The sequence below is a fragment of the Burkholderia sp. Bmkn7 genome (assembly GCF_041103175.1).
Classification (GTDB): domain Bacteria; phylum Pseudomonadota; class Gammaproteobacteria; order Burkholderiales; family Burkholderiaceae; genus Burkholderia; species Burkholderia cepacia.
This window is the reverse complement of sequence record NZ_JBGCUH010000002.1, coordinates 879,493-896,168: the sequence shown is the minus strand read 5'-3', so window position 1 is coordinate 896,168 and position 16,676 is coordinate 879,493. Positions and strand designations below refer to the sequence as shown.

Genomic DNA, 16,676 nt, shown 5'->3' with positions numbered 1-16,676 from the left:
GCTCGTTACACAGATTCAAAGGAAACCGAAACATGAAGTTCAGTTCGATGCTGCCCGCCGCCTTGCTCGCGGCCTTCGCGCCGGCCGGGCAGGCCCAGGAAAGCGACGCCGCGAACGCCGGCGCCACGCTTGCGCCGATTCGCGTCAACGCGCAGAAGGCAACGCCGCTCACGCAACCGCTGGATACAGGCAGCCGTCTCGGCCTGTCGTCGCTCGAAACGCCCGCGAGCGTCGAACAGATCGATCGCAAGACGCTCGACACGCGCGGCGACAGTTCGATCGTCGACGCCGTGAGCCGCGCCGCCGGCATCAGCGCATCGCCGCATCCCGGCAACGGCGGCTCGGAGCTCGGCGCGCGCGGCTTCGTCGGCTCGTCGTCGGTCACGCAGCTCTATGACGGCGTGCGCCCGTATGGCGCGATCGGCATCACCTTTCCGTTCGATACGTGGTCCGTCGACCATATCGACGTGCTGCGCGGCCCGGCTTCGGTGATCTACGGCGACGGGGCGATCGGCGGTGTCGTCAACATCGTCCCGAAGAAGCCGACGCGCGGCCCGATCCGCAACGAGCTGCAAGCGGGCGGCGGCACCGAGGGCACCGCGCGGGTCGCGTTCGGCAGCGGCGGCGCGATCAACGACAAGCTGTCGTACCGCTTCGACATCAGCGGCAACCGCTCGTCGAACTGGGTGGACCGCGGCAACTCCCGCAACCTGTCGATCTCCGGTGCGCTGCGCTACGACGTGACGTCCGACCTGTACGTGACGGCGTCGTACGCGCAGGGCTTCCAGCATCCGATGCAGTATTTCGGCGTGCCGCTCGTCAACGGCGCGCGCGATCGTGCGCTCGACAAGAAGAACTACAACGTCGGCGACAGCGACATCGCGTTCCGCGACAGCTGGGCGACGGTATCGGCGAACTGGCAGCCGAGCGACAGCCTGAACGTGACGAGCACGCTGTACCGGATGAAAAGCAACCGTCACTGGAAGGATGCGGAGTACTACACGTATCTGCCGTCGACCACGCAGGTCCGGCGCAGCAGCTACACGGAAATCTTCCACGACCAGGAGCAGTACGGGAACGTGACGGCGGCGACCGTGACCACCGCGCTGCTCGGCATGCGCAACACGTTCTCGACGGGTGTCGAGTTCAATCACACGACGTTCCAGCACGACAACAACGCGCCCTATTCGGGCACGTCGACGGTCGACCCGTTCAGCTTCGATCCGGGCAGCTTCATCAACACGGCCGGCACCTATCCGAAGTACCGCAGCCAGGCGAACCAGTACGCACTGTTCGCCGAGAACCGGCTGGCCATCACGCAGCGCTGGTCGGTGATCGGCGGGCTGCGCTACGACCACGCGAGCGTGAATCGCGACGATCTCGTGAACGGCGGCGCGTTCACGAAGGTGTTCGCGAACACGGGCTGGCGCATCGGCACCGTGTACGACGTGCAGCCGGGCCTCGCCGTGTACGGCCAGTATTCGGTCGCGGCCGACCCGATCAGCTCGCTGCTGTCGCTGAATGCGTCGAAGGCGAACTTCACGCTCGCGACCGGCCGGCAGATCGAAATCGGCGTGAAGCAGTCGTTCCTGGACGGCAAGGCGGAATGGACGCTCGCGGCATACCGGATCGTCAAGAGCAATCTGCTGACGGCCGATCCGCTGAACCCGAACCAGTCGATCCAGGTCGGCCGGCAGTCGTCGCGCGGGCTCGAGGCGACGGTCGGCGCGGAGATCGCGAAGGACTGGCGCGTCGACGCGAACGTGTCGATCCTGCGCGCGAAATACGACGACTTCCAGCAGACGTCCGGCGGCACGACGATCTCGCGCGCGGGCAACGTGCCGGTGTCGGTGCCGCAGCGGCTCGCGAACCTGTGGGTGAGCTGGCGCTTCGCGCCGGACTGGACGGGCATCGCGGGCGTCAAGTACGTCGGCAAGCGCTTCGCCGATACCGCGAACCAGCTCGTGATGCCGTCGTACACCACGGTCGACCTCGGCCTCGCGTGGAAGCCGCGCAAGGACACGACGATCACGGCGCGCGCGTACAACGTGTTCAATCGCCGCTTCGTGCAGTCCGCATACTACAACGAGACGCAGTACCTGCTCGGCAACGACCGGCGGCTCGAAGTGCTCGCGAACTACCGGTTCTGACGCGGCGCGCGTGCCGCCGGCACAGGCACGGCGGCGCGCACATCACGCACGCGTGGCCTGCGCGCGCCCCGCCATCCACTTGCGGTAGCGCCGTGTCTGGCACTGCGCGGCCAGTTGCTGCCCGACCAGCGCGCGCAGCGGCGACACCTGCGGATGCGTGCGCCGGCCTTCGCTGAGCCGCGTCAGCTGGAACTTGACGACGGCCATGTTCGCCAGCGAGCCCAGCACCTTGTTCTTCCATCGGATCGGCTGCAGCACCGGCGCGCTGTCCTTGCCGGCCCGCCAGTCGCACGGCAGGTTCGGGTCGATCGACAGCGCGGTCGCGATGCCGACCATCGCCACGCCGCTGTCCACCACCTGCTCGGCCACCGCGCGGCGCCGGATGCCGCCCGTGACCATCAGCGGCATCCGCGCGACGGCCGTGATGTCGCGCGCGAATTCGAGGAAATACGCTTCGCGGGCCAGCGTGCGGCCGTCGCGCGCCTCGCCCTGCATCGCCGGCACTTCATAGCTGCCGCCCGACAGTTCGACGAGATCGACGCCGAGCGGATTCAGCAGTTCGACCACGCGCTTCGCATCGTCCGCGCTGAAGCCGCCGCGCTGGAAATCGGCCGAGTTCAGCTTGACCGCGACGACGAATGCCGGCGACACCGCCGCGCGCACCGCCTTCACGATGTCGAGCAGCAGGCGCGCGCGATTCTCGATGCTGCCGCCCCACTGATCCTGCCGACGGTTCGTCAGCGGCGACAGGAACTGGCTCAGCAGATAGCCGTGCGCCGCGTGCACCTGCACGCCGGTGAAGCCGCTTTGCTCCGCGAGCTGCGCGGCGCGCACGAAGCGCTGCTGCACGTCCGCGATATCGGCTGCCGTCATTTCCTTCGGCACCGGAAACTGCTTCGACAGCGCGCCGAGCGCGAGCGGCACGGCCGACGGCGCGAGCGTCGTCTGGCCGAGCGCCGCCTGCATCTGGCGCCCCGGGTGATTGATCTGCATCCACACGTGCGCGCCGTTCGAGCGCGCGACCTGCGCCCAGCGGCGGAAACGGTCGAGATGCGCGTCGCTTTCGAGCACGACGCCGTTCGGTCCCGTCATCGCGCGGCCGTCCACCATCACGTTGCCGGTCAGGATCAGCCCGACCTGACCGTCGGCCCACGCCTGGTACAGGCGCAGCAACGCGTCCGACGGCGCGTGATCCGCATCGGCCATGTTTTCTTCCATCGCGGCCTTGGCCAGACGGTTCGGAATCACCGCCCCGTTGGGCAGTGCGAGGGGCGCAAACAGATTCATGGTGGGGGCATCCTCGATTGACGATGGCCAACGATAACTTTAAAGTCAACTTTAAGGTCAAGCCCTTTTGGAGCCCACCATGAAAATCGGCGAACTGGCGAAGGCGAGCGGCCTCGCGGCGTCGCGCATCCGCTTCTACGAAGCGAGCGGCCTGCTCGAGCCGGCCCGCCGCCAGGCGAACGGCTATCGGGAATACGGGCCGGAAGCGTTGACGCGGCTGGCGATCATCGACCGCGCGCAGGGCGCGGGCTTCTCGCTCGACGAGATCCGCGCGGTGCTGCCGCCGAATCTCGGTGCATGGCCGCACGACGAACTGCTGGTCGCGCTGCGGCACAAGGTCGATGAAATCGCGCTGCTCGAACGGCGTCTCGCGCAGAACCGGCAGCATCTGGAAACGCTGATCGACGAGATCGAAAACAAGCCGGCGGGCGAGGATTGCGCGGGCGCCGCGCAGCGGATGCTCGATCGGCTGTGCGAGCAGGCCGACGCACCGCCGGCGCCCGCGCCCGTGCCGGCCCCGAGGCCGACGCGCAAGCGCGCATGACCGGTTACACTGCGCCCCGGACGAACGATCAACCCGCGCTGCGGCGAGACGAGTCGACGCGTGTGCGCCGGCTTCCGCGGTGCGACCTCCAGACCCGATCCGCATGACGATCTCCCGCATCACAGGATGCCTCGTCGCCGCGCTGCTGACGTCCGGCATCGGCGGCACCTACGCCGCGACGTGCGGCGACACGCCTTCTTCAATCCGTTGCCCGGATACACCCGCCCTTCCGGACGACATCGTCGCGCAGCTTCCCGCTGGCTACGAAGCGCTGGATGCCGCGTCGGGGCGCCTGACCGACAGCTCCCGCATCGGCTACGTGGTCGTCGCGCACCAGCCCGGCGAGTCGATGCGCAACGCATCGCTACGTCCGCTGATGATCTTCCTGCAAGGCAAGGACGGGCACTACCGGCTCGCGGCGCGCAACGACACCGTGATCATGAAAGCCGACGAAGGCGGGATGGGCGACCCGTATCTCGATGGCGTCGCCGAGAATGCGCTCACGGTCGAACCCCGCACCTTCACGGTCGAACAGGGCGTTTTCGCGGGGCCGAGCCACTGGCGCGACCGTGTGACGTTTCGCTACGACGCCGCGCACCGCACGTGGGTGTTCCATCGCGAAGTCATGCGGAACTGGCGGCTCAACGACGACCCGAACGGCGATGCGCTGAAAGCCGACCCGGTGCGCGTCACGCGCGCCGATGCGGCGAAAGCCGTCACGTTCGAAGCGTGGCGGCCGGGTTACTGGTGCGATTCGGCGGAGCGGCGCGGAGCCGATCCGGCTTGCAGCAAGCAGCATTGACGAATGCGTAGCTGTACGAATTACGCTGCGTGCGGGCGTGCGGGCGTGCGGGCGTGCGGGCGTGCGGGCGTGCGGGCGTGCGGGCGTGCGGGCGTGCGGGCGTGCGGGCGTGCGGGCGTGCGGGCGTGCGGGCGTGCGGGCGTGCGTGCGGGCGTGCTTGCGGGCAAGCGATATGCGTGGATGCTGCCCCACCACACGGGCGGCGTGCCTGCCGGCACGTGGCATCGTTAGCGGCCGTTCGGATTTCCTTACGTCGCAGGTAATCGACGCGCGTCGCCCGCACCGCGATCATGGCTCCATCGACTCACCTCACGCCACGGAGCCCGCCATGACCGCCTACGCCATCGCCCACCTGCACGACGTCGAGATGTGCGACGACATCGTCGAGTACCTCGAGCGCATCGACGGCACGCTCGCGCCATATGACGGACATTTCGTGATTCACGGCGCGCGGCCGGAGATACGCGAAGGCGTGTGGCGCGGCGACCTGATCGCGATCGCGTTCCCCGATCTCGCCACCGCGCGCGCATGGTACGAATCGGATGCGTACCGGCAGATCCAGCCGCTGCGCGCGCGTCACGCGAGCGGCCCGCTGATCCTGATCGACGGCGTCGACGCGCGGCACCGCGCGACCGACATCCTGCGCTGAACCGCGGCCGCCGCGACGCCGGCGGCGCTTACGACGCGTTGCGCTCCATCGGCTCGCCGACGACGAACCCGCCGCCCTGGAACCGCTGCGCGGGATCGTCGTAGTCGGCGGTCGGCGCCGCCACCGGGAACAACCCGGCGAACTGCTCCGAACTGTCGCGCGGGCGGAAGCCGAGGAAGCCGGCCTTCGTGTTGTCCCACCACTTCACCGGGTTGTCCGACGCGCCGTACACGATCGCATGCCCGACGCGGTTCGTCAGCAGCGAGCAGCGCACGAGCTCGATGAAGTCGCGGTAGCTGAGGAACGTCACCAGCATGCGCGGATTCTTCGGTACTTCGAACGAAGAGCCGATCCGCAGGCATACCGTCTCGATCCCGAAGCGGTCGAAGTAATAGCGCGACAGCGATTCGCCGAAGCACTTCGTCACGCCATACAGGCTGTCGGGGCGCAGCGGCGAATCGGCATCGAGCACTTCCGTGACCGGATGGAAACCGATCGCATGATTCGAGCTCGCGAACACGACGCGCTTCACGCCATGCTTGCGCGCGGCTTCGTACAGGTTGTACGTGCCGGTGATGTTCGCACCGACGAGGTCGTCGAACGGTGCATCGACCGAAATGCCGCCGAGGTGGACGATCGCGTCCACGCCGTCGACGAGCTGCATCACGGCCGGGCGATCGGCCAGGTCGACGACGCGGGTTTCTTCATGCGCGGCCGCGTCGCCGAGCGTCGCGATGTCGCTGACGCGCACGACGTCGGCCCAGTCGGCGAGCGCGCCGCGCAACTGGCGGCCGAGGTTGCCGGCCGCGCCCGTCAGCAGCAGGCGCCCGAACGGTTTGCGCGCGCCGGTGGATGAGGCGTTCATCGAATCTCCTTGAATCTGACCTGAAATCTGACTGGATCGGAAAACGTTTTCCAACTATACGCGGGAGCGCGGCCGAACGTCAATGGCCGAACCCGCTCGCAGCCATCCGCACTTTCCCGATATCGGCGCGTGGCCGCACGACCCCGTTTTCTGCCACAATCCGGCGTTATCGAACGAAAACGTTACCCTCCGCATGAAAAAAGTTTCCCCGACGATCCGCGACGTGGCGGCGGAAGCCGGCGTGTCGGTCGCGACGGTATCGAAGTACGTGAACGGCACGCAGCGCTTTTCGCCGACCGTCGAGGCCCGGCTCAAGGAGGCGATCGAGCGGCTCGGCTACCGTTCGAACCCGCTCGCGCGCTCGATGATCACCGGCCGCACGCGCACCATCGGCCTCGTGATCCTCGACATCAGCAACCCGCACTTCACGAACGTGGTGAAGGGGGCGAACCGCGTCGCGCTGCAGCACGACTACACGCTGCTGCTCGTCGATACCGAGGAGAGCCAGGCACGCGAACGCTCGCTGATCGAGGCGCTCGCGCAGCGCGTCGACGGGCTGATCGTCAGCACGCGGATGCCCGACGACGAAGCCGGCTGGATGCTCCACCTCAACAAGCCGCTCGTGCTGCTGCGCCGCAGCCCCGGCCTGCCGATTCCGAGCGTCGGCATCGACAACCGGCTGTCGACCTACATGCTCGCGCGCCATCTGCTCAATCTCGGCCACACGCGCATCGCATATCTCGGCTTCGGCACCGCGCGCGTGAACGACGAGCGGATCCAGGGCGCGCGCGACTGCCTCGCCGAAGCCGGGCTCACGCTCGACGTGCACGATGCGCATGCGCCGACCGCCGAGGCCGGCGAGCGCGCGTGTTCGCGCGTGATGCTCGGGCCGCAGCGTCCGCAAGCCGTGATCTGCTACAACGACCTGATCGCGCTCGGCTTCATGAAGGAAGCCGCGTCGCTCGGCTTCCGGCTGCCGCAGGACGTGTCGGTCGCGGGCATCGACAACGTGCCGTACGGCGAATACGCGGCGCCCGCGCTGACGACCGTCGACATCCAGAGCGAGAACATGGGCGAGCTCGCGATGCAGAAGCTGATCGACGCGCTCGCGGGACGCACCGATGCGAGTTATTCGACGTTCGAGCCGCGGCTGATCATGCGCGCGTCGACGGCCGCGGCCGGTTGAGTGCCCCGCCTCGAGCCACCAAACGAAACGCGCCGCCCAAGGGCGGCGCGTTCGTTTGCGGACATGCGATGGCGTGACTACGCGCTCACCCCGTCACGCGTCGAGTTGCGCCGGCTTCATCTTCGGCGTGAGCATGTGCATCACGGCCAGCGCGAGCAGGTAGGCCGACGCGCCGATCGCGAACAGCACCCAGTAGTGGCCCGTGCGCTGCAGCACCTGGCCGATCACTTCCGAGAACAGCACGCCGCCGATCGAACCGGCCATCCCGCCGATCCCGACCACCGAGGCAACCGCGCGGCGCGGAAACAGGTCGGACGCCGTCGTGAACAGGTTCGCCGACCAGCCCTGGTGCGCGGCGGCGGCGAGGCCGACGATCAGCACCGCGACCCACAGGCTCTGCACCTGCGACACGAACGCGATCGGCAGCACGCAGCACGCGCAGATCAGCATCGCCGTCTTGCGCGCGCGGTTCACGCTCCAGCCCGCGCGCAGCAGCATCGACGACAGCCAGCCGCCGCCGATGCTGCCGACCGTCGTCAACGCATAGATGCAGACGAGCGGCAGGCCGATGTGCTGCATGTCCATCCCGCGCGATTCGTTGAGCCACTTCGGCAGCCAGAACAGGTAGAACCACCACACCGGGTCGGTCAGGAACTTGCCGATCAGGAACGCCCACGTTTCGCGCTTGCGGATCAGTTCGCCCCAGCGCGGCGCGCCGGCGTTCGCGTTCGCCGCGTCGAGCGCTTCCGCTTCGTCGCGCGGCTCGTCGTATTCCGCGGCGAGCGCGCGCGTATCGGCCTGGCGATAGAGCACGAGCCACACCGCGAGCCACACGATGCCGATCGCGCCGATGATCACGAACGCCGCACGCCAGCCGTAGGCCACCGCGATGGCCGGGATGATCGCCGGCGCAAACACCGCGCCGATGTTCGCGCCCGAGTTGAAGATGCCGGTGGCGAGCGCACGTTCGCGGCGCGGAAACCATTCGGCCGTCGTCTTGATCGCGGCCGGGAAGTTGCCGCCCTCGCCGATCCCGAGCAGCGCACGCACGAACGCGAAACCCATGACCGAGCCGACCGCCGCGTGCAGCATCGCGGCGATGCTCCACACGAGCATCGCGACCGCGTACGAGACGCGCGTGCCGAGCCAGTCGACAATCCGCCCGAAGCCGAGCAGGCCGAGGGCATAGAACGCGGAAAACGCCATCACGATCCGGCCGTACTGCACCTGGGTCCAGCCGATGTCGTGCTGGAGCATCGGTGCGAGCAGGCCGAGGATCTGCCGGTCCATGTAGTTGATCACGGTCGCGAAAAACAGCAGCGCACAGACGGTCCAGCGGTAGCGGCTGGCGGCCGCGCGCACGGCGCCGACGACGGCAGATTGCATGAATGTCTCCGATGCGCGGCCGCGCCCGTCGCGCCGCACGGTATTCGTTGACCGGCGACCGGCGCCGGGGCGGACGGCGGCACGCTGTCGCGCACGGCCGAATCCGCCGATCCATCTGGAAAACGTTTTTCAAAGGATAGGTCGTCAGCCGGCGCCGTGTCAGTCGGGGATTTCGATGAGTCATCTCAAATTGGTCGCGGCAAAAGAGACGACTGTTTTGCAATGTGGCATTAACCGTTTTTCCGAGATTTTCCCGCGATGGGAGCGGGTGAGCGGCCGCCGATACACATGTCCGATTCTGGCCAGAATCGGGGGCCGGGATGGTTTACAGTCGCCTGATGCGGGTCGATTCCCCTCGCCTGCCGCGACGCCGCGAAGAACAATCACACCCGTGAGCCACATGAAACGCCCTGCAATCGCTTTTGCTCTCGTTGCCGGATGCCTGGCGGGCTGCGCCACGCACGATCTCGCCCCCTCGTCAGGCGAAGAAAGTGCCGGACCGCCGAGCACTGTCGGAATGCCCTACCCCGAGAAGGTGCGACGTCACATCAGGCCCAATATCGTGTGGTCAGGGGGTGTCGGACCTCCCGGAGGATGGGTGACGGTCGTTCATATCCGAAGCGCGCCGAGCGGGACGGTCTTCCGGACCGAGGTGGTATGGAAGAGCGGCAATCCGGAATGGGATGCCGCCGTCCTGACTGCCGTCAGGAGGTCGGTCCCGCTTCCACCGGACAGCACCGGCAAGGTACCCGAGAACGTCACGATCGAATTTCGGACCGACAAGCGGCCGCAATAGGCGCAACCATGGAACGGCGATCGTCGGCACCGAGGCCGGCGCGCGGAGGCGCTTGCCGCCGCGAAGCCAACGCTCGGGCAGGGCGAACTTTCTCTCGAGACAGCAGCGAACGCGCTAGCATGCGGCCATCCGCGCCGCATGCGGCGCGCCGGGCGCCGTGGCGCGCGTCTGCCACATTGCACGTGTGGCGCCTTCATGGAGATGTATTGCGATGACTCCCGCTCACCTGATTCCGAGCCCGCTGGGCGACATCGCCGTACGTATCGAGGGCGATGCGCTGACGGGCCTCTACTTCGTCGGCCAGAAATACTTCCCGCCGGTTGCGATCGTGACCGAAGCGGACGCGCTCGCGACGCCTCCGATCGCGCGCAAGGTCGCGGAAGAAATCGCCGAGTACTTCACCGGCACGCGCGAAACGTTCTCGGTGCCGATTCACTTGCACGGCACTGCGTTTCAGCGACGTGTATGGAAGGAACTGCTCGCGATTCCGTTCGGCGAACTCGTGACGTATGGCGACATCACCGAGCGCGTCGGATTGCCGATGAGCGGCGCGCGCGCCGTGGGCGGCGCGGTCGGGCGGAACCCGGTGTCGATCATGGTGCCGTGCCATCGCGTGGTCGGCGCATCGGGCAGCCTGACCGGTTATGCGGGCGGCATCGACCGCAAGCGTGCGCTGCTGTCGCTCGAAGGCGCGGGGTTCGAGCGCGGCACCGGGGATCCGGTACAGCAGGCGCTCGCGTTCTGAGCGAGGGCGGGCCGCCGCGTCACGCGCTCAGCACGGGCCGGCGCGCTTCACGCTTCGCATACGCGCCGGGCGTCACGCGGAACTTCGCCTGGAACAGCGCGATGAACGACGACGTCGAGTCGTAGCCCAGTTGCGCGGCCACCGCGCCGATCGGCTCGCCCGCCTCGAGCAGCGGCAGCGACGCCAGCAGCCGCACCGCCTGCCGCCATTCGGTGAACGACAGCCCCGTGTCCTGCCGGAACAGCCGCGACAGCGTCCGTCGCGTCGCACCGACCTGATGCCCCCATTCGTCGAGATTGCGCGTATCGCCCGGATACGCATGCAACGCACGCGCGATTTTCAGCAGACGCGGATCGCGCGGCAGCGGCACCGTCAGCGGCGCCGCCCGCATCCGTGCGATCCGGTCGGCGATCAGGCAGACGAGCGCACCGTCCGGCCCCGTCTCGTCGTAGTTCACCGGCAATTCGGCCGTGGCGATCACCAGCTCGCGCAGCAGCGGCGTCATGCAGAGGATCGCGCAATCGTCGTGCACGTCGTCACGCGCGATCGCCGCGTCGAGATACAGGCTGTGGAACGCGACACAATCGCGCGTCGACACCGCATGCGGCACGTGCGGCGGTATCCACATTGCATAGTGCGGCGGCAACAGCTGCCGGCCCGACGGCGTCGACACCTCGAGCACGCCGCTCGTCGCATACATCAGCTGCGCCCACGGATGACTGTGCGCGTCGACGCTCGCGTTGCCGGGAATCTCGAACGCACGCACATACAGCGGCCTCGGCAGGCGTGCCATCGGCGGCACCGCGTAAGGGTCACCCGATTGTCCCGCCAGCAACATAAGACGTCCTCCGAAGGTCATTGCACGAACGAGCGCGATGCTACCTTGGCGGCTCTTCTTTCACACGGCTTCAGCCCATGAGCGCTCATACCCGCACCACCCGCAAGACCGTCACCGCGATCCGTTCGACCAAGGGCGTCGGCAGCCTCGTCTCGCTGACCGCCTACTCCGCGCCGATGGCGAAACTCGTCGACGAAGTGGCCGACGTGATCATCGTCGGCGACTCCGTCGGCATGGTGTTGTACGGGATGCCCGATACGCTGCGTGTCACGCTCGACATGATGATTGCACACGGCGCGGCCGTCGTACGCGGCGCCGCGCAGGCGTGCGTCGTCGTCGACCTGCCGTTCTCGACTTATCAGGAATCGCCGGCGCAAGCGTATCGCTCCGCCGCGCGCCTGCTCGCCGAAACCGGTGCGCAGGCCGTGAAGCTCGAAGGCGGCAGCGAGATGGCCGACACGATCCGCTTCCTGACCGAGCGCGGCATCCCGGTGATGGCGCACGTCGGCCTCATGCCGCAGCAGGCCAACGCGACGGGCGGCTTCCGCGCGCAGGGGATGGACCCGCGCTCGGCCGCGCAGGTGTTCGACGCCGCGTGCTCGGCCGAACGGGCCGGCGCGTTCAGCGTCGTCATCGAAGGCACCGCCGAAGCGCTCGCGCGCCACCTGACCGAAACGCTGACGATCCCGACGATCGGCATCGGCGCATCGCCGGCGTGCGACGGGCAGGTGCTCGTGACCGAGGACATGATCGGCGCTTTCGATGCGTACACGCCGCGCTTCGTGAAGCGTTACGCCGATGCGAACGCCGTGATGCGCGACGCGATCCGCCAGTATGCGCACGACGTGCGGCAGCACGTGTTTCCGGAGCCCGCGCATTGCTTCGGGTATGGCAAGCCGCTGCAGCTGATCGAAGCGGCCGACGCGGCCGACGCTGCCGCGTAATCGAATCGCGAGCGCATCGCGCACGCCTCGCGAACCCTGCGATCGCTTCACGCGCGCTTGCGCATCGCATGCGTGACCCGCGCGTTCGCCTCGAATTTCGCGCGATGTGTCGAGAAGAACGTCCGCACGTTGCGGACGTTCGATGCGCCGGTGAACAGTCGCCGCGCGAACTCGTCGTATTCGGCGACGTCGGCCAGATCGGCCACCACGACGAAATCGGGCCCCGGCGACACGCGGTAGCACTGCGTGACCGCCGGCTCCGCGCACACGTACGCTTCGAACGCGTCGTAGTCTTCCGCCGTCTGCCGGTCGAGACTGATCTCGATCAGCGCGGTGACGGCCGTGCCGATCGCCACCGGGTCGAGCACCGCGACCTGCCGGCGGATCACGCCCGCCTCCGTCAGCCGCCGCACGCGGCGCATGCAGGTGGGCGGCGACGACAGCGCGCGCTCGGCCAGTTGCAGGTTCGACACCGACGCGTCGTCCTGCAGGATCGCGAGAATGCGCAGGTCGAGATCGTCGAGGGTGATGCCGGCCATCGGCGGCTCCTTCCGGTCAGGGTGTGAAATTTAATTTCAACATGATAGACGATCCGCCATCCATTTCATTTATTTGTGTATTTTGAAATTTAATTCCATCCGACGCCCTCTACCATCGCTCTCACTGATCCAGACAGGACATTTACGGAGCGCGATATGTGTGGAATTGTCGGGGCGGTCGCCCAGCGGGACATCCTGCCGAACCTGGTCGACGGCCTGAAGCGGCTCGAATACCGCGGTTACGATTCATGCGGCGTGGTGGTCTACCGCGACCGGGCGCTGGCGCGCGCCCGCAGCGTCGACCGCGTCGCGAACCTGCAGCGCGAGATCGCCGGGCAAGCGCTGTCGGGCTACACCGGCATCGCGCACACGCGCTGGGCCACGCATGGCGCACCCGTCACGCTCAACGCGCATCCTCACTTTTCGCCGAGCGACGCGAATGCGCGCATCGCGCTGTCGCATAACGGGATCATCGAGAACTGCGATCAACTGCGCGCCGAACTGCAGGCGCAAGGCTACGTGTTCGCGAGCCAGACCGACAGCGAGGCGATCGCTCACCTGGTCGACCACCTGTATGACGGCGATCTGTTCGATGCGGTACGGCGCGCGGTCGCGCGACTGCGCGGCAGCTATGCGATCGCGGTGATGTGCCGCGACGAGCCGCACCGGATCGTCGGCGCGCGCGACGGGATGCCGCTCGTCGTCGGTGTCGGTGAGGGCGAGAATTTTCTGGCGTCCGACGCGATTGCGCTGTCGGGGATCACCGATCGGATCGCGTACCTCGAGAACGGCGACGTTGCCGATATCCAGCTGCATCGCTACTGGATCGTCGATGCGAACGGCCAGCGCGTCGAGCGCGCGGTGCAGCGGGTCGCCGCGCATAGCGGCGCGGCCGATCTCGGGTCGTATCGCTACTACATGCAGAAGGAGATCTTCGAGCAGCCGCAGGCGGTGGCCGATACGCTGCTCGATGTGTCTTCGATCATGCCGGAGCTGTTCGGCGATGGTGCGTGGCGGGTGTTCAACGACGTCGATTCGGTGTTGTTGCTCGCATGCGGCGGGAGTTATCACGCGGCGCTCACGGCGAAGTACTGGATCGAGAGCATCGCGAAGCTGCCGGCCAGCGTGGAAATTGCGAGCGAGTTTCGCTATCGCGACAATGTGCCGAATCCGCGCACGCTCGTCGTCGCGGTGTCGCAAAGCGGCGAGACGGCCGACGTGCTCGGTGCAGTGCATGTCGCGAAGCAAAGCGGGATGATGCATACGCTCGCGATCTGCAACGTTGCGACGAGCGCGTTGATGCGGGAATGTGCGCTGCAGTTCGTCACGCGCGCGGGGGTCGAGATCGGGGTGGCTTCGACGAAGGCTTTTACGACGCAGCTCGTCGCGCTGTTCCTGCTCACGCTATCGCTTGCGCAAGTGCGTGGACGGCTGAGCGACGACGCGGAGAAGGAACATCTGCGGGCACTGCGGCATCTGCCTGATGCGATGTCGAAAGTGCTCGCGCTGGAACCGCAGATCATGGCGTGGTCGGAACTGCTCGCGAGGCGCGACAACATGCTGTTTCTCGGGCGCGGGATGCATTATCCGATCGCGCTCGAGGGCGCACTGAAGATGAAGGAGATTTCTTATATTCATGCGGAGGCTTATCCGGCCGGGGAGCTGAAGCACGGGCCGTTGGCGCTCGTCAGTAACGAGATGCCGGTGATTGCGGTCGCGCCGAATGACATGCTGCTCGAGAAACTCAGGTCGAACATGCATGAGGTCAGTGCGCGAAACGGCCGGCTTTTTGTGTTCGCGGATGTGGACTGCGGGTTGGTGCCGGGGGATGGGATCGAGGTGATTCGGCTCAACGAATACTACGGGCCGCTTTCGCCGATTCTGCATACGGTGCCGATGCAACTGCTCGCGTATCACGCGGCGTTGGCGCGGGGGACGGATATTGATAAGCCGAGGAATCTGGCTAAGTCGGTGACGGTGGAGTGAGGGGGGACAGACAGGCGTTTTGCAACGAAATTCGGAATTCCGTTGCCTGCATCCTACAAAGAGATGCTCCGCCATGCGGACGGCGTTCTCCACAATGGATTGACGATATGGCCTATCGAGAAGCGCGCGGTGTTCAGGCAGACAATTTTCGAAGCAAATGCCGACCTTCGTGACTCATTCGACAATCGCTTTGTCTACTTTGGTCAACGCGACGAAGAGCTCTACGTCATCAATACAGGTACGCGGCGCTACTGTGCTATCGAATTTGTCGGTAAGCCTATCTGGGAAGAGTTTTCTGACGACAAGGAAATTTTCGAATTCATGCTTGAGCGTGCATGGGAATAATACAGGAACCCCATCCGAGGTTCCATCATCACCTGAACAACAGTAAGTTGGTGCGCTGCCGTGGTCACGGTCACATCATGAATATTCCTCAACGCCCCCATTCAAAATCAATCCGCGCGAACAAGCTGGTTTCCGTATCCACTTGCACAGGACCATACCGCAAAAAATCTTTTACGACTTCGGAATGTGGATGGCTCTTCTTCCTCCTAGGGTCTGAACTAAATACACTTATAGCCGGCTTAATTTTCTCCGCAATTCCATCAAACCAATTGTAACGAGAGCCATGATGCATCACCTGGAGCAGTACAATATTCTTGTTTCGCACCGGGCCCAAGTAGGTTTGTAGTTTTTTCAGCCGCTGAGCCGTGTTCAGGAAGCCATCTCCAGTATAGAGAACCGCCGCAGGCATTTTCGGATGGTAAATGACCCGATGTAATGACTCTATTGAGGGGATACGTTTCGCAACGAAAATTGGCCCCCACGGAACTGAGCTCACCCCTACAAGAGGCCCTGCGTACATAAACAAGGATATGAGATTTTGACGGAAACCACTCGTCCCAAACGCTTTGTATTTCTCCTTTAGATGGTCCAGGATATCTTGACGCTGTAGGTTGTTTGGTGCGAGGAGAAGTTTGTTTCGAAGCTTCGCAACCTCGGACCTGAAACGCGACGTGGCAATATGCGCCAACTCGCTATCGTTATAGGGAACAAACTCCCACACTCGAGAAACTGTGATTGCGGTTCCCGGTTGCATGTATTGCACGCGAATATTCGCCCGAGCCGCTTTCTGCGAGTCATTTGAATTGACAACATCCCCCTCGTCGTCGGGTGCCTCGTCCGTTACGTGAACTGTGACTGGCCACCGATATCGCCCGCCCTCCGGCAAGTCTTGGTTTTCGTCTGGTTTGGGAAAGTCCGGCTCATCGCCATCGTCAAAATCCGGCAGCTCAGGTGTTTCGCCGCCACCGCGCACGAACAGGATGCGTTCAACGCTCACGTCCCGCAGGCCCGCGACAAACGCTACCGGGTTCACCAGAAATTGCGTGAGCTGAGACCTATATGCCGCATCCGCCATAAACACGGTTGCGAGACGCTGCCACAAGGGAACGTAGGGCAGCACGAGTTCACGAATGTGAAACCTCGACAACAACATTACCAGCCCACTGATATGGTCATGGTCAAAGTGTGACACTGCCAGAAGGTCAATCACCGGGCGAGTATTCCCAATGGTTACCTTTTGCTCGAATTCCCGAATTGCCTGGTCCAAGAACCGCCTTGCGGAATTGGTCCCGCAGTCGTAAACCCATGTAAAACAATTTTGTCGTTCGTGCCGACCAAAATTGCCCAGCATTCCTGTACAAAATAATCCCTGACCGACTGCATGGAACTTCACGCGTGCGCTAACTCTGTATTTGACCATCAATCTTCCCCGCAACGTCAATTCTTACGCCAAGCGAACAGTCTCTGTACACGCTTGATACTTCATATTGGTGAAAATCAATCAACCTTGAATAAAAATGAAATGATAATTGTTCTTTGCAACCAATTCTCCCTTCACCTCGCACATCACTCCAGGCGCAAGTTGATTTTGGCAGGATATCTTGTGCGACCATG

General features: G+C 65.1%; 15 protein-coding genes and 1 pseudogene. 10 read left to right on the top strand and 6 right to left on the bottom strand.

Translation table 11 applies throughout. The features are described from left to right. Window positions 1-32: 32 nt before the first annotated feature. Window positions 33-2,150 carry a TonB-dependent receptor gene (locus AB3K92_RS09965; protein ID WP_369464935.1) on the top strand — a complete coding sequence of 706 codons (2,118 nt, stop codon included), beginning with the start codon at window positions 33-35 and terminating at the stop codon, window positions 2,148-2,150. 42 nt (window positions 2,151-2,192) lie between these two features. On the opposite strand, the gene AB3K92_RS09960 is transcribed toward AB3K92_RS09965, so the two are convergent. Beyond that, the gene (locus AB3K92_RS09960; protein ID WP_369464934.1) at window positions 2,193-3,437 is read right to left on the bottom strand and encodes an NADH:flavin oxidoreductase/NADH oxidase family protein; all 1,245 of its coding nucleotides are present in this window, start codon (window positions 3,435-3,437) and stop codon (window positions 2,193-2,195) included. Window positions 3,438-3,516: 79 nt separating this feature from the next. On the opposite strand from AB3K92_RS09960, the gene AB3K92_RS09955 reads away from it, so the two are divergent. The 3 genes from AB3K92_RS09955 to AB3K92_RS09945 all read left to right on the top strand — a co-directional run bounded on the left by AB3K92_RS09955 (window position 3,517) and on the right by AB3K92_RS09945 (window position 5,432). Next, entirely contained in the window at window positions 3,517-3,981 is a 465-nt protein-coding gene (locus AB3K92_RS09955; RefSeq protein ID WP_059817525.1) for a MerR family transcriptional regulator, read from the top strand. A 103-nt stretch (window positions 3,982-4,084) separates the two neighbouring features. Next, entirely contained in the window at window positions 4,085-4,783 is a 699-nt protein-coding gene (locus tag AB3K92_RS09950; RefSeq protein WP_369464933.1) for a hypothetical protein, read from the top strand. Window positions 4,784-5,111: 328 nt separating this feature from the next. After that, on the top strand, window positions 5,112-5,432 hold the full coding sequence (locus AB3K92_RS09945; RefSeq protein WP_021160052.1) for a DUF1330 domain-containing protein: 321 nt from the start codon (window positions 5,112-5,114) through the stop codon (window positions 5,430-5,432). 28 nt (window positions 5,433-5,460) lie between these two features. Here the strand turns inward: AB3K92_RS09945 and AB3K92_RS09940 are convergent, their stop codons facing one another. Next, entirely contained in the window at window positions 5,461-6,297 is an 837-nt protein-coding gene (locus tag AB3K92_RS09940) for an NAD(P)-dependent oxidoreductase (protein WP_021160051.1), read from the bottom strand. Window positions 6,298-6,379: 82 nt separating this feature from the next. Here AB3K92_RS09940 and AB3K92_RS09935 point away from each other — a divergent pair, with 82 nt between their 5' ends. Next, window positions 6,380-7,483 carry a LacI family DNA-binding transcriptional regulator gene (locus AB3K92_RS09935; protein ID WP_369464932.1) on the top strand — a complete coding sequence of 368 codons (1,104 nt, stop codon included), beginning with the start codon at window positions 6,380-6,382 and terminating at the stop codon, window positions 7,481-7,483. Window positions 7,484-7,576: 93 nt separating this feature from the next. On the opposite strand, the gene AB3K92_RS09930 is transcribed toward AB3K92_RS09935, so the two are convergent. Beyond that, window positions 7,577-8,869, bottom strand: a complete 1,293-nt coding sequence (locus AB3K92_RS09930) for an MFS transporter (RefSeq protein WP_059589565.1) — start codon at window positions 8,867-8,869, stop codon at window positions 7,577-7,579. Here AB3K92_RS09930 and AB3K92_RS09925 point away from each other — a divergent pair. Further along, the gene (locus AB3K92_RS09925; RefSeq protein ID WP_369464931.1) at window positions 8,868-9,665 is read left to right on the top strand and encodes an energy transducer TonB; all 798 of its coding nucleotides are present in this window, start codon (window positions 8,868-8,870) and stop codon (window positions 9,663-9,665) included. The two genes, AB3K92_RS09930 and AB3K92_RS09925, sit on opposite strands and share 2 nt — an antisense overlap. 211 nt (window positions 9,666-9,876) lie before the next feature. Beyond that, a complete protein-coding gene (locus tag AB3K92_RS09920) occupies window positions 9,877-10,410 on the top strand; it encodes a methylated-DNA--[protein]-cysteine S-methyltransferase (RefSeq protein ID WP_369464930.1) in 534 nt (177 codons plus the stop codon). Between the two features lie 19 nt (window positions 10,411-10,429). Here AB3K92_RS09920 and AB3K92_RS09915 read toward each other — a convergent pair whose 3' ends face one another. Continuing rightward, the gene (locus tag AB3K92_RS09915; RefSeq protein ID WP_021160047.1) at window positions 10,430-11,248 is read right to left on the bottom strand and encodes a helix-turn-helix domain-containing protein; all 819 of its coding nucleotides are present in this window, start codon (window positions 11,246-11,248) and stop codon (window positions 10,430-10,432) included. A 77-nt stretch (window positions 11,249-11,325) separates the two neighbouring features. Between AB3K92_RS09915 and panB the strand changes: the two genes are divergently transcribed. Beyond that, on the top strand, window positions 11,326-12,192 hold the full coding sequence (gene panB / locus AB3K92_RS09910) for a 3-methyl-2-oxobutanoate hydroxymethyltransferase (RefSeq protein ID WP_226167651.1): 867 nt from the start codon (window positions 11,326-11,328) through the stop codon (window positions 12,190-12,192). A 47-nt stretch (window positions 12,193-12,239) separates the two neighbouring features. On the opposite strand, the gene AB3K92_RS09905 is transcribed toward panB, so the two are convergent. After that, window positions 12,240-12,731: an Lrp/AsnC family transcriptional regulator gene (locus tag AB3K92_RS09905; protein WP_021160045.1), complete on the bottom strand. Its 492-nt coding sequence runs from the start codon at window positions 12,729-12,731 to the stop codon at window positions 12,240-12,242. A 156-nt stretch (window positions 12,732-12,887) separates the two neighbouring features. Between AB3K92_RS09905 and glmS the strand changes: the two genes are divergently transcribed. After that, a complete protein-coding gene (gene glmS, locus AB3K92_RS09900) occupies window positions 12,888-14,717 on the top strand; it encodes a glutamine--fructose-6-phosphate transaminase (isomerizing) (RefSeq protein WP_059488851.1) in 1,830 nt (609 codons plus the stop codon). A 27-nt stretch (window positions 14,718-14,744) separates the two neighbouring features. Then, window positions 14,745-15,062: pseudogene (locus tag AB3K92_RS09895) on the top strand (SMI1/KNR4 family protein); the annotation flags it as partial. A gap of 88 nt (window positions 15,063-15,150) precedes the next feature. Here AB3K92_RS09895 and AB3K92_RS09890 read toward each other — a convergent pair. After that, window positions 15,151-16,329 carry a hypothetical protein gene (locus AB3K92_RS09890; protein WP_175893975.1) on the bottom strand — a complete coding sequence of 393 codons (1,179 nt, stop codon included), beginning with the start codon at window positions 16,327-16,329 and terminating at the stop codon, window positions 15,151-15,153. Between the last annotated feature and the right edge of the window lie 347 nt (window positions 16,330-16,676).

Bases quoted from the DNA above. Each gene is read 5' to 3' on its own strand.
- AB3K92_RS09935 (WP_369464932.1), top strand. From the start codon at position 6,380: ATGGCCGAACCCGCTCGCAGCCATCCGCACTTTCCCGATATCGGCGCG.
- AB3K92_RS09915 (WP_021160047.1), bottom strand. From the start codon at position 11,248: ATGTTGCTGGCGGGACAATCGGGTGACCCTTACGCGGTGCCGCCGATG.
- AB3K92_RS09965 (WP_369464935.1), top strand. From the start codon at position 33: ATGAAGTTCAGTTCGATGCTGCCCGCCGCCTTGCTCGCGGCCTTCGCG.
- AB3K92_RS09930 (WP_059589565.1), bottom strand. From the start codon at position 8,869: ATGCAATCTGCCGTCGTCGGCGCCGTGCGCGCGGCCGCCAGCCGCTAC.
- AB3K92_RS09955 (WP_059817525.1), top strand. From the start codon at position 3,517: ATGAAAATCGGCGAACTGGCGAAGGCGAGCGGCCTCGCGGCGTCGCGC.
- AB3K92_RS09960 (WP_369464934.1), bottom strand. From the start codon at position 3,437: ATGAATCTGTTTGCGCCCCTCGCACTGCCCAACGGGGCGGTGATTCCG.
- AB3K92_RS09925 (WP_369464931.1), top strand. From the start codon at position 8,868: ATGAATGTCTCCGATGCGCGGCCGCGCCCGTCGCGCCGCACGGTATTC.
- panB (WP_226167651.1), top strand. From the start codon at position 11,326: ATGAGCGCTCATACCCGCACCACCCGCAAGACCGTCACCGCGATCCGT.
- AB3K92_RS09920 (WP_369464930.1), top strand. From the start codon at position 9,877: ATGACTCCCGCTCACCTGATTCCGAGCCCGCTGGGCGACATCGCCGTA.
- AB3K92_RS09940 (WP_021160051.1), bottom strand. From the start codon at position 6,297: ATGAACGCCTCATCCACCGGCGCGCGCAAACCGTTCGGGCGCCTGCTG.
- glmS (WP_059488851.1), top strand. From the start codon at position 12,888: ATGTGTGGAATTGTCGGGGCGGTCGCCCAGCGGGACATCCTGCCGAAC.
- AB3K92_RS09950 (WP_369464933.1), top strand. From the start codon at position 4,085: ATGACGATCTCCCGCATCACAGGATGCCTCGTCGCCGCGCTGCTGACG.
- AB3K92_RS09905 (WP_021160045.1), bottom strand. From the start codon at position 12,731: ATGGCCGGCATCACCCTCGACGATCTCGACCTGCGCATTCTCGCGATC.
- AB3K92_RS09945 (WP_021160052.1), top strand. From the start codon at position 5,112: ATGACCGCCTACGCCATCGCCCACCTGCACGACGTCGAGATGTGCGAC.